This is a genomic window from Frankia nepalensis, from assembly GCF_016786325.1.
Classification (GTDB): Bacteria; Actinomycetota; Actinomycetes; order Frankiales; family Frankiaceae; genus Pseudofrankia; species Pseudofrankia nepalensis.
The window spans coordinates 1-11,603 of record NZ_JADWYU010000042.1 but is presented as its reverse complement, the minus strand read 5'-3'; the positions used below and the strand labels follow the sequence as shown (position 1 = coordinate 11,603).

Annotated in this window: 9 protein-coding genes; 5 read left to right on the top strand and 4 right to left on the bottom strand. The window is 73.5% G+C overall.

From position 1 onward, the window contains the following. Positions 1–458 precede the first annotated feature (458 nt). The 3 genes from I6A81_RS02005 to I6A81_RS01995 all read left to right on the top strand — a co-directional run bounded on the left by I6A81_RS02005 (position 459) and on the right by I6A81_RS01995 (position 4,300). On the top strand, positions 459–1,262 hold the full coding sequence (locus I6A81_RS02005; protein WP_203006896.1) for an enoyl-CoA hydratase/isomerase family protein: 804 nt from the start codon (positions 459–461) through the stop codon (positions 1,260–1,262). Positions 1,263–1,384: 122 nt separating this feature from the next. Next, positions 1,385–2,569 (top strand): amidohydrolase family protein, encoded by a 1,185-nt coding sequence (locus tag I6A81_RS02000; RefSeq protein ID WP_203006897.1) that lies wholly within the window; start codon positions 1,385–1,387, stop codon positions 2,567–2,569. A gap of 30 nt (positions 2,570–2,599) precedes the next feature. Further along, positions 2,600–4,300 (top strand): AMP-binding protein, encoded by a 1,701-nt coding sequence (locus I6A81_RS01995; protein ID WP_203006898.1) that lies wholly within the window; start codon positions 2,600–2,602, stop codon positions 4,298–4,300. A gap of 151 nt (positions 4,301–4,451) precedes the next feature. On the opposite strand, the gene I6A81_RS01990 is transcribed toward I6A81_RS01995, so the two are convergent. After that, positions 4,452–5,246, bottom strand: a complete 795-nt coding sequence (locus I6A81_RS01990; RefSeq protein ID WP_203006899.1) for an enoyl-CoA hydratase/isomerase family protein — start codon at positions 5,244–5,246, stop codon at positions 4,452–4,454. A gap of 74 nt (positions 5,247–5,320) precedes the next feature. Next, complete coding sequence (locus I6A81_RS01985; RefSeq protein WP_203006900.1) at positions 5,321–5,560, bottom strand: hypothetical protein; 240 nt, start codon at positions 5,558–5,560, stop codon at positions 5,321–5,323. Positions 5,561–5,676: 116 nt separating this feature from the next. Between I6A81_RS01985 and I6A81_RS01980 the strand changes: the two genes are divergently transcribed. Beyond that, positions 5,677–6,939, top strand: coding sequence for an acyl-CoA dehydrogenase family protein (locus I6A81_RS01980; protein WP_203006901.1), 1,263 nt, complete (start codon positions 5,677–5,679; stop codon positions 6,937–6,939). 145 nt (positions 6,940–7,084) lie between these two features. On the opposite strand, the gene I6A81_RS01975 is transcribed toward I6A81_RS01980, so the two are convergent. Then, entirely contained in the window at positions 7,085–8,218 is a 1,134-nt protein-coding gene (locus I6A81_RS01975; protein ID WP_203006904.1) for an acyl-CoA dehydrogenase family protein, read from the bottom strand. Between the two features lie 199 nt (positions 8,219–8,417). Here I6A81_RS01975 and I6A81_RS45390 point away from each other — a divergent pair, with 199 nt between their 5' ends. Further along, positions 8,418–9,488: an NAD(P)H-dependent amine dehydrogenase family protein gene (locus I6A81_RS45390; RefSeq protein ID WP_203006902.1), complete on the top strand. Its 1,071-nt coding sequence runs from the start codon at positions 8,418–8,420 to the stop codon at positions 9,486–9,488. 51 nt (positions 9,489–9,539) lie between these two features. On the opposite strand, the gene I6A81_RS01965 is transcribed toward I6A81_RS45390, so the two are convergent. After that, positions 9,540–11,072 carry an AMP-binding protein gene (locus tag I6A81_RS01965; RefSeq protein WP_203006903.1) on the bottom strand — a complete coding sequence of 511 codons (1,533 nt, stop codon included), beginning with the start codon at positions 11,070–11,072 and terminating at the stop codon, positions 9,540–9,542. Positions 11,073–11,603: the final 531 nt, after the last annotated feature.

Genomic DNA, 11,603 nt, shown 5'->3' with positions numbered 1-11,603 from the left:
GGACACGCTGGCCGGCCACGACCCGGCCGACATCGAGCGGATCATGTCAGCGAACCTGGCGGAACTGCTCGGCCTCCCCCGGCCGGCTCCGGCGGGCGCGCGGGGCTGACTCGCGGGCGCGACGCCCAGCGGCCGGTCATGGCCGGCTGGGCGTTGCGCCAGCGCATGCCAGGCCAATAACCTGTTACCTCTAGATATTTTGACCGACCGACGGCGGTGACGGTCCCGATGCGGTTCAGCCATGACGAGGCGCGGCCGGCGAGCCGTCCCGCCGCGGCGGCCTCCGCGCCGGCGGGCCGCGCTCGACTCGGTCAGGGCTGGCCGTGGGCCCGCGGGGCCGGACACGCGACGCCCGGCGAGCGAGGCCGGCGGCGGGGCCCGCGAGACCGGCTCGCACGCCACCGGCCTCGTCGCGCCTCGCGACCCGGGCCGACGACTGACGCGAAAGGCTTCCCCGCATGGGTTTCGAGACGATTCAGTACGAGGTCGCCGACCGGGTCGCGACGATCACCTTCAACCGGCCGGACCGGCTCAACGCTCTGTCGCCCGAAATGATCCGCGAGCTGCGGCAGGCCTACGCCGACGCCGAGGCCGACCCCGACGTCTGGATCCTCGTCGTCACCGGCAACGGCAGGGCCTTCTGCGCCGGCGCCGACGTCACCGAGATCCCCGCCGACGGCCGCGTCATCTACGACGAGCCCTACCTGACCACCTACCCCCAGTGGGAAGCGCCCCAGGAAGGCACCCCGCCGTTTCGGACCATGACCAAGCCGGTCCTCGCCGCCGTCAACGGCCTGTGCTGCGGCGCCGGGCTCGACTGGGTCACCACCGGCGACATCGTCATCGCCTCCGACCGCGCCGAGTTCTTCGACCCGCACGTCAGCATCGGCCTGGTCTCGGGCCGCGAGGTGGTACGCCTGGCCCGGGTCCTGCCCACGAACATCGCGATGCGCATGGCTCTCATGGGCAAGCACGAGCGGATGCCGGCGAAGCGTGCCTACGAGCTCGGGCTCGTCTCGGAGGTCGTCGAGCACGACCGGCTCCTCGAACGTGCCCACGAGATCGCGGCCACCATCGCCCGCAACGCCCCGCTGGCCGTGCGCGGCACCCGCCTCGCCATCCGCCAGGGCCTGGACGTGCCGCTGCGCGAAGCCGAAATCATGGCCGAAGCCTTCCGGGAACGGGTCGTACGCACCGACGACGCCAAGGAGGGCCCACGCGCCTTCGTCGAGAAGCGCACCCCCGACTGGAAATGCCAGTAACCGGCGCCGGCGGGCCCCGGCACGGCGGTGGTGCCGGCGGCATCGCCCAGATTCAGCGCGACGTCATCGCCGAACGCGTCCTCGGGCTGCCGCGGGCGTCCTAGACCGGAAGGCTGGTCACAATGGAATACGGACCGATCGACGCGGACAACCACTACTACGAGCCGTTGGACGCGTTTACCCGGCACCTCGACAAGAAATTCACCGAGCGCGGGGTGCAGGTCGTCCAGACGGGCAAGCGGGTAAAGCTCCTCATGGGTGGGAAGGTGAATCGCTTCATCCCGAACCCAACCTTCGACCCGATCGTCGTCCCCGGCTGCCTTGACCCGCTCTTCCGGGGGCAGATCCCCGAGGGGGTCGACCCACGCTCGCTCATGAAGGTCGAGCCGCTGCGGCCCGAGTACCGCGACCGTGACCGGCGCGCCGACCTGCTCGCCGAGCAGGATCTGGAGGCGGCGCTGCTGTTCCCGACGCTGGGCTGCGGGGTCGAGGAAGCGCTCAAGGACGACATCGGGGCGACGATGGCGAGCCTGACCGCCTTCAACCGCTGGCTGGAGGAGGACTGGGGCTTCCACTACCGCGATCGGCTCATCGGCGTCCCGATGCTGTCGCTCGCCGACCCGGCCGCCGCCGTCGCCGAGGTCGACCGACTGCTGGGGCGCGGCGCGCGGATCGTGCACGTCCGCCCGGCGCCCGTCCCCGCCGAGAACGGCACCTCCCGCTCGCTGGGCGACAAGCGCTACGACCCGGTCTGGGCACGGCTGGCCGAGGCGTCGGTGCCGGTCGCGTTCCACCTCGGCGACTCCGGCTACGAGGCGTCGACCACGGCCTGGGGCGGCACCGGTCGGTTCGAGGGCTACGGCCAGATCAGCGTCCTCACCCGGGTCCTCGTCGACGACCGCGCCATCCACGACACGCTCGCCGCCCTCGTCGTCGACGGCGTGTTCACCCGCCACCCGGCGCTGCGCGTCGCGTCCATCGAGAACGGCTCGGACTGGATCCGCGTCCTCGTCAAGCGGCTGCGCAAGCAGGCCAACCAGCGGCCCTGGGCGTTCACCGAGGACCCGCTCGACACCCTGCGCAACCACCTGTGGGTCACCCCGTACCTGGAGGAGGACCTCGGCGCGCTCGCCGAGCTGATCGGCGTCGAGCGCATCCTGTTCGGCTCCGACTGGCCGCACGGCGAGGGTGTCGCCGCGCCGCTCGACTTCGTCAAGGAACTCGGCGCCTTCAGCGACGCCGACGTCCGCAGGATCATGCGCGACAACTGCCTGGACCTGCTCGGCGCGGCGCGCCCGGCGAACTGACCTCGGCGACCTGACGGAAGGGCGGAACGCGTGACTGGGAACGACGGATTAGCCACAGCCGAGTGGTCGCTTCCCGCGGTCCTCGACGTCATCACCGCGACGGTGCCCGACCGCGAGATGCTGGTCTGGACCGACGTCCACCGCACCTACGCCGAGGTTCGCGAGCGCACCCGGCGCCTCGCCGCGTTCCTGCGCCGCCGCGGCCTGGGCGCGCGCCGCGAGCGCGCCGAGCTGGAACGCTGGGAATGCGGCCAGAGCCCGGTCGCGATCCTGCTGTCCAACTGTCCCGAGTACCCGGAGACGATGATCGGGGCGTACCGGGCACGGGCGGTGCCGTTCAATGTCAACCACCACTACACGCCCCACGAGGTCGCCGCCCTGCTCGACCAGATCGGCGCCGAGGCGGTCGTCTACCACCGCCGGCTCGGCCCGCTGCTCGCCGCCGGCGGCACCGACCTGGGCCGGCTGCTGCTCGTCGACGTCGACGACGGCTCCGGCGTCGCGCCGCTGCCCGGCTCCACCCCGTACGAGACGGCGCTGGCCGAGGCCACCGAGGCGGACCTCGCCGCGCTGCCCGTCCCCTCGCCCGACGACCTCTTCCTGGTCTGCACGGGTGGCACGACCGGCAAGCCGAAGGGCGTGCTGTGGCGGCAGGCCGACGTCTACGTCGCCGCCATGGGCGGCCTCGAGGGCGCCACCGCCGAGCGCATCGCCGCCGTCGCCGCCGCCGCGGGCGCCGGGCGCGGCCCCGGTGGGTCCGGCGTGGGCCGCGGCGGCGTCTGGTTCGCGGCGCCGCCGCTGATGCACGGCGCCGCGCAGTGGACCGCGTTCGCGGGCCTCGCGCTCGGCGCCACCCTCGTCCTGCACGACGACAGCCGGCCGTTCGACGCCCGCGAGATCCTCACCGTCGCCGCGCGCGAGGGGGTGACGATGATGACGATCGTCGGCGACGCCTACGCCCGCCCGCTCGTCGAGGAGCTACGCCGGGCGTCCTACGACCTGTCCGCCCTGACGAGCCTGTCCACCGGCGGGGCGACCACGAGCGCGGCCCACAAGCAGGCCCTGCTCGAGCTGCTGCCGCACCTGACCATCATCGACGGCTACGGGGCCTCCGAGACCGGCGGCATGGCGTTCGGCGCGTCGACGAAGAACGCCGCGACCCGCCAGTTCACGCTGTCGGCCGGCGGGGCGGTGCTGTCGATGGACCGGCGGCGGTTCCTGCGGCCCGACGAGGACGAGACCGGCTGGACCGCCCGCGTCGGCCGGGTGCCGCTCGGCTATCTGAACGACCCGGCGAAGACGGCCGCGACGTTTCCCGTCATCGACGGCCAGCGGGTCACGGTCCCCGGCGACCGGGCGCACTACGACCCGGACGGCTCCGGGCGGATCGTGATGCTCGGCCGGGACTCGATGGTCGTCAACACCGGCGGGGAGAAGGTGTTCGTCGAGGAGGTCGAGGAGGCGCTGCGCCGTCACCCCGACATCCTCGACGCACTCGTCGTCGGCCGGCCCAGCGAGCGGTTCGGCGAGGAGGTCGTCGCGCTGGTGGCGGTCCGCGAAGGCGCGGTCCTCTCCCCGGGTGACGTCCGCGCGTTCGCGGCGTCCTCGCTCGCCCGGTTCAAGGCGCCGCGCGCGGTGCTGCTGTGCGAGAAGATCGGGCGCCATCCGACCGGCAAGGCCGACTACACCTGGGCCCGCCGGGCGGCCGTCGACGCGGTCGCCGCCGTCTGAGCCAGCCGCCGTCTGAAGCAGGCGCCGTCTGAAGCAGGCGCCGTCTGAAGCAGGCGCCGTCGGCCGTCTCCGGCCGACGGGACGTTCCCGGCCGGACGGCGTCGCGCCCACCGGCACGAGCTTCACCGGTGGGCGCGACGGACCACGGGGATCAGCTGCCCGTGAACTTCGGCTCGCGGCGCTCCAGGAACGAGCGGATGCCCTCCGCCATGTCCTTGGTGGTGTAGGCGATGTGCTGGGAGCGGGCCTCGTCCTCGAGCGCCTGCTCGAAGGTCAGCGACCCGCTCGCGTCGAGCTGACGCTTGATCAGGCTCAGCGTCATCGTCGGCCCGGCCGCGAGCCGGCGACCCCACGCGGCGCCGACCTTGGGCAGCTCGTCGGCCGGCACCACCTCGTTGACCAGTCCCCAGGCGAGCGCGTCCTCGGCCCGGACCATGTCGCCGAAGAACGCGAGCTGCTTGGCCCGGCGCAGCCCGACGTGGCGGGGCAGCGTCCAGGAGGTGCCGCCGTCGAGCGCGAGCCCGCGCCGGACGAACACCTCGCAGAAGCGGGCCCGGTCGCTGGCGAGGACGAGGTCGCACGCCATCGCCAGCCCCATCGCGACGCCGACGCACACGCCGTCGACGGCGGCGAGCGTCGGCTTGGGCAGCCGGTGCAGCCGGTTGATGATGTCACCGACGACCCGCATCTCGGTCAGGATCGGCTGCCGCCCGCGGCCGGTGAGCCCGCTGGTGTTCCCGTCGCCGGGCGAGAGGTCCGCGCCCGAGGAGAAGTTCCCGCCCGCGCCGGTCAGCAGCAGCGCCCGGTCCTCCGGGTTGACCGCGACCTCGGCGAGAACCCGGTCCAGGTCCCCCCAGCTCTCGGCATTGAGCGCGTTCTTCCTCTCGGGGCGGTTGAACGTCACGGTGACGAGTCCGTCCTGCCGCTCGACGAGCGTGGAGGCCATCAGGCTCCCCTTCTGCTAATTGCCATGGGTTTCTGGCGGTTTCCGGCGACGCCGGCCTGCCCGGCGACCGGTGGTCAGTCCTCGATGGGCGTGGCGCCGACGGCCCGGTAGGGAAGCGTGGGCTGCCCGTCCGCGCCCAGCTGGGTCCGCATGGTGCCCCGGACGCAGACCGCCGAGGTCAGCGGAACCGCCTTGCCGTCGCACCGGAAGTTCAGGCCCCCGCCGGCGGGCACGGGCTTCGCCGGCGCGTGCCCTCGCCGGATCCGTGCCCCGGGACGGCTACCTAAGTCGGCTGGGCATTCGGTGTCGTCCATGGCGAGCCCCCTCCAGTCCGGCCACGATCGGACGGATAATATCTAGCTCTTTCGCTAGTATCTAGATGCTTTGCGAGCGCGGACGACCAGCACACCGCGATGACGGGAGTGGGCTCATGGGCGACGGGGACACGGGAGCCGGCCCGCGGGCCGAGGTGGAGGCCTGGCTCGCCGAGCACTGGGATCCCGACCTGTCCGTCGAGCGGTGGTGGCGGCTCGTCGCCGCCGCCGGGTGGACGGCGCCGCACTTCTCCGTCGAGCAGGGCGGCCGCGGGCTCCCCCAGCGGGCCGGACGGACGGTGCGGGCCGCGTTCGCCGCGTTCGGCGCGCTGGAGCCGCCCGGTGGGCTGGGGCTGCTGATGGCGGCGCCGACGATCCTCGCGCTGGGAACGCCCGAGCAGATCGCCCGCCACGTGCCGCCGATCCTCGAGGGCCGGCTCGGCTGGTGCCAGCTGTTCAGCGAGCCGGGCGCCGGCTCCGACCTCGCGGGCCTGACCACCCGGGCGCAACGCGACGGCGACAACTGGGTGATCAACGGCCAGAAGGTCTGGAGCAGCCAGGCCCGCGAGGCCGACTACGGCATGCTGCTCGCCCGCACGGACTTCGACGTCCCCAAGCACGCAGGGATCTCGTGGTTCGCGCTCAACCTCGACCAGCCCGGCGTCACCATCCGCCCGCTGCGCGAGATGACCGGTGACGCGGTCTTCAACGAGGTCTTCTTCGACAACGCGGTCGTTCCCGCCGCCGACCTCGTCGGCGGCGAGGGCAACGGCTGGATGGCCGCCAACACGACCCTGCACTTCGAGCGGACCGGCATCGGCGCCGGCGGCGCGCACGCCGGCTTCCCGCCGCCCGGCCCGAAGGGCGGCGTGCTCGGGATGCGCGCCGGCGACGCCGCGCGGCTGCGCGCGCCCGAGGGCATGGTCGTCACCTTCGCCGACCTGGTGGCGCTCGCCCACGAGCATGGCCGGGCCGACGACCCGACGATCCGCGACGCGCTCGCCCGGCTGCACTGCTACGTGCAGGTCGGCCAGTGGAACGCGGCCCGCGCGAAGGCGGAGGCCGCGGCCGGGAACGCCGGTGCCGGCACGGCGATCGCCAGCATGGGCAAGATCGCGCAGACCCGGATCACGAAGCTCGCCGCCGAGATCGGCATGGACATCCTCGGCGCCGGTGGCCTGCTCGCCGGGCCGGACGGGGCAGCGGACGGCAAGTTCGCCAAGGCCTTCGTCTTCTCGCCCGCGTCGTCGATCTACGGCGGCACCGACGAGATCCAGCGCAACATCGCCGCCGAGCGCACCCTTGGCCTGCCCCGCGAGCCCAACCCCGACCGCGACCGCCCCTACCGCGAGGTCCTGCGCGGCCAGCGGCGCGCCTGATCCGCGGCCGCGACGAGCGCCCGGGCGGCGAGCAGGGGCGGCGCCGCCCGGGCGGGGCCGCTCGCGGGCCGGCCCTGGCTTTGACCGCCTCCCCTCGTGGGGCGGGTCGCGGCAGGTCCTCGGTCAGTCACGGCAGGTCCCCAGGTCAGAGGCCGATCCGGTCGGCGAGCCGCCCGCGCCAGGCAGCCGGGGCGCCGAACAGCAGCGCGTCGGCCTTGGCCCGCTTGAAGTACAGGTGGGCCGGGTGCTCCCAGGTGAAGCCGATGCCGCCGTGGACCTGGATGGTGTCGGCGGCCACCCGCAGGTAGGCGTCGGAGCAGTACGCCTTGGCGATGGCCGCGGCCTTCGCCAGCTCCGCCTCGTCGCCCACCGCGGCGCACCAGGCGGCGTAGTGCGCCGCCGACCGCGCCGACTCGACCTCCAGCAGCATGTCGGCGCACCGATGCTTGATCGCCTGGAAGCTGCCGATCGGCCGGCCGAACTGGACGCGGTCCTTCGCGTACTGGACCGCCATGTCGAGGGCGACCGCGGCGCCGCCGGCCTGCTCGGCGGCCAGCGCCACGGCCGCCAGGTCCAGCACGTGCTCGACCACCGGCCAGCCCGCGCCGTCCGCGCCGACGAGGGTGGCGGGCACGCCGGCGAGCTCGACCCGCGCGAGCCGGCGGGTCTGGTCCAGCGTCCGCAGCGGCGCGCGGACCAGGCCCTGGGCGCCGGCCGGCACGGCGAACAGGGACACGCCCTCGTCCGTGCGGGCGGCGACCAACAGCAGGTCCGCGGTGTGGCCGTCGAGCACGTAGGACTTCGCGCCGGTCAGCGTCCAGCCGTCGCCGGCGGGCCGGGCGGTGGTGGTGACACCCGCGGCGTCCCAGCGCCCGGCGTCCTCCGCGAGCGCCAGCGTCGCGAGGGTCTCGCCGGCGGCGATGCCCGGCAGCCACGCCTTCTGCGCGGCCGCGTCGCCCGACCGCAGCAGCGCCGCGGCCGCCATCACCGCCGTGGACAGGTACGGCGCGCACAGCAGCCGTCGGCCCATCTCCTCGACGACGACCGCGAGCTCGACGAACGAGGCGCCGGCTCCGCCGAGCTCCTCCGGGATGACCAGGCCGACCAGGCCGAGCTCGCCGGCGAGGCGGGACCACACCTCGGGGTCGTAGCCGGCCGGCGTCTCCATCAGCCGGCGCACCTCGGTCTCGGGGGACGCCGCGTCGAGGAACGCGCGCACCGCCCGCCGCAGCTCGCGCCGCTCCTCGGTGAACGCGAACGGCCTCCCGGCCGCCACCATGCCCCCGTCAGCGCCCCCGATGGTGCCCCCGCCCATGCGCCCTCCCATGCTCCCGCGCGCCCGGCCGGCCGCGCCCCGTTCCGGCCCCCGGGGCCGCCACCCGCCGCGAACCGTTGCATCGTAAGTTATATGTAGATATTTTCGCTAGTCACAGCCGCGCCGGGCGGACGGCGCGGCCCGGCAGTGGCGGAGGTGGGCGGTGTTACGCGTCGTGCAGTGGGCGACCGGACCGGTGGGGCGGCACGCGGTGCGCGCCGTGCACGAGCACCCGGACCTGGAGCTGGTCGGGGCGCTCGTCTACAGCGAGGCCAAGGCGGGCCGCGACGTCGGCGAGATCGCCGGCCTGTCGCCGATCGGGGTGCTGGCCACCCGGGACGCCGACGAGATCGTCGCGCTCGACGCCGACTGCGTGCTCTACATGGCGCAGGGCGAGATGAACCCGGCGGGCGCGCTGGACGACATCTGCCGGCTGCTCGCGTCGGGCAAGAACGTCGTCTCGACGGCGGTGACCGCCTTCATCTACCCGCCGAGCGGCGACCCGGCGGTGGTCGACCGGCTGGAGGCCGCCTGCGCCGCCGGCCAGACGTCGTTCCACGCCACCGGCATCGAGCCCGGCTGGGCGGCCGAGGTGCTGCCGCTGACCATGTCGGCGCTGTTCGAGCGGATCGACACGCTGCTCGTCCAGGAACTGCTGGACTACAGCAGCTACGACAACGCCGGGATGCTGTTCGACATCATGGGGTTCGGGAAGGCCCCGGACGCGCAGGTGCCGCTGGCCATCCCGGAGCTGGCCGGCTCGGTGTTCCAGGCCTCGCTGATGATGGTGGCCGACGGCCTCGGCGCGACGATCGACGGGTTCACCTACGACCGCCAGGTCGCCGTCGCCCCGGCGCCCTTCGAGATCAAGGCCGGCCGCATCGAGGCCGGCAGCGTCTCCGCGCAGCGTTTCTCCGCGACCGCGGTCATCGACGGCCGCCCGGCGCTGACGATCGAGCACATCACCCGCGTCGGCGACGGCCAGGCTCCCGACTGGCCCACCGGCCGCGGCTGGAAGGTCACCGTCGAGGGCAGCCCCTCCATGGTCCTTGAGGCCAAGATCGCCATCAACGGCGAGGACGAGAACGACCAGGGCTGCCTGGGCACCGCCATGCACGCCGTCCACGCCGTCGCCCCGCTGTGCGCGGCCGCGCCCGGCATCCGTACCTTCCTCGACCTGCCGATCCTCACCGGCCGCCACGCGCTGTCCCGCCCGCGGGCCTCGCGGGGCTGAGGCGCGCCGCGGCGGCCGGCTCGGCGGCGGGTCGGCTCGGCGGCGACCGGCTCAGGCACGGACCTCTGGGGGCAGGAGCCGTCGGGCGATCTTGCCGGTGGCCAGGCGAGGCAGCGCCTCCAGGAAACGGACGGAGCGCGGGGCCTTGAAGTGGGCGATGTTGGCGCGGCAGAAGGCGATGAGGTCGGCCTCCAGGGCGGCGGGGTCGGCCGGCGGGTAGGCCGCCGGCTGGACGACGGCCCGGACGGACTCGCCCATCTCGCCGTCCGGGACCCCGATCACCGCGACGTCCGCGACCTCGGGGTGGCCGATCAGCACGTCCTCGATCTCGCGCGGGTAGATGTTGACCCCACCCGAGACGATCATGTTCGTCGCCCGGTCCGTGAGATAGAGGTAGCCGTCCGCGTCGACGTGCCCGATCTCGCCGTAGGTGGCCCAGCCGTGCTTGTCGAACACCTCGGCGGTCTTGGCCGGGTCGCCGTGGTACTCGAACTGGCGGGTGGACTCGAAGAACACCCGGCCGTCGGTGCCCGGCGGCACCTCCTCGCCCAGCTCGTCGAGGATGTGCACCGCTCCCTGCATCGAGCGGCCGACGGAGCCCGGGTGCGCGAGCCACTCCTCGGGGCCGATGTAGCAGAAGCCGACGCCCTCGCTGCCCGCGTAGTACTCGTGGATCACCGGGCCCAGCCAGTCGAGCATGCCCCGCTTGACCTCGACCGGGCAGGGCGCGGCGGCGTGGACGAGGACCTTCAGACTGGACAGGTCGTGGCGGGCGCGCGCCTCGGCCGGCAGCTTCAGCAGGCGCACCATATGCGTCGGCACCACCTGCGCCAGCGTGATCTTCTCGCGTTCGACGGTCTGGAGGAACTCCTCCGGGTCGAACCGCTCGGTGATGACGACCGTGCCGCCGATCCGGTGCACCGCGTTGGTCCAGCCGGACGGCGCCGCGTGGTAGAGCGGCGCCGGGCTGAGGTAGCGGGTCGACTCGTCGCCGCCAAACAAGAACCGGACCATGGCGCTGAACGACGTCGGCTCGCCGAGCGGCCCGCCGACCTCCGGCGGGCGGATGCCCTTGGGCCGGCCGGTGGTGCCCGACGAGTAGAACATCCAGTTGCCCTCGCACTCGTCGTCCAACGGTGTCGCCGGGAAATCGGCGACGGCCCGCTCGTAGGGCTCGAACCCCTCGATCGGCCCGCCGACGGCCAGCCGGACCTTCGGGCCCGCCTCCCCCAGGCTCGCGACGACGTCGGCGCACGCCGCGGACGCGACCAGCGCGGCCGCGCCGCAGTCGGTGACGATGTACTCCGTCTCGGCGGCGGACAGGTGCCAGTTGATCGGCGTCACCCGCAGGCCCGCGCGCATCCCCGCCCAGACGATCTCGAAGTACTCGGCGCGGTTCTCCATGAGCACGGCGAGGTTGTCGCCGACGTCCAGCCCGGCGGCTCGTAAGGCGTGCGCGAGCCGGTTCGACCGGGCCTCCAGCTCGGCGTAGGTCACGACGACGTCGCCGGCGATCACCGCCGGCTTGTCCGGCGTGGCCGCGGCGAACCGCTTCGGGTGCTCGATCGGCGTCTTGGTGGTCATGTGGGCGCTCCTTCGGGCATCGCGGTCACTCGTCGTCCGGCGACGGTTGAGGATCTCGGCTGTCGTGCCGTCCAGCGGCGGGGATGCTAGCCCAGCGGGGCGAAAAATGTCTAGAAGTATAGCGGCGGTGTGCAGGCGTCGGCCGCTTCGCCCCCGTCAACCTGATCGCCCCATCCGGGCAGGTCGGCGCGTCGAACACCGACGTCCTCGCCCTGTCCACCCGCGTCCAGACGCCGCCGCCGATGCCGATGCCCGACGCCGTCCAGCGCCAGTTCGACGTCCCGGTCCTCTACGGCGGCCTCCGCCACCGTCTGGCGCCTGCTCACCGACCTGGGCTCGACTCGGCGGCCCCGCGCCGCCCTCCTCGATCCCGCCACCGGCAAGAGGCGCCGCGGCTGGTCGACGGAGCCGGGGGCCTCTCCAGACCAGACCCACCTTCCCCGGCCCCATCTCGCTAGGGCGTGTTTTGGAAGTGGGTTGGCCTGGGTGGCTGGTCGGGGAGGTCGCGGCTGGTCATCCAGGTCGTGAGGT

Coding starts and splice junctions, on each gene's coding strand:
- I6A81_RS02005 (WP_203006896.1), top strand. CDS start 459: ATGGGTTTCGAGACGATTCAGTACGAGGTCGCCGACCGGGTCGCGACG.
- I6A81_RS02000 (WP_203006897.1), top strand. CDS start 1,385: ATGGAATACGGACCGATCGACGCGGACAACCACTACTACGAGCCGTTG.
- I6A81_RS01990 (WP_203006899.1), bottom strand. CDS start 5,246: ATGGCCTCCACGCTCGTCGAGCGGCAGGACGGACTCGTCACCGTGACG.
- I6A81_RS01985 (WP_203006900.1), bottom strand. CDS start 5,560: ATGGACGACACCGAATGCCCAGCCGACTTAGGTAGCCGTCCCGGGGCA.
- I6A81_RS01980 (WP_203006901.1), top strand. CDS start 5,677: ATGGGCGACGGGGACACGGGAGCCGGCCCGCGGGCCGAGGTGGAGGCC.
- I6A81_RS01975 (WP_203006904.1), bottom strand. CDS start 8,218: ATGGTGGCGGCCGGGAGGCCGTTCGCGTTCACCGAGGAGCGGCGCGAG.
- I6A81_RS01965 (WP_203006903.1), bottom strand. CDS start 11,072: ATGACCACCAAGACGCCGATCGAGCACCCGAAGCGGTTCGCCGCGGCC.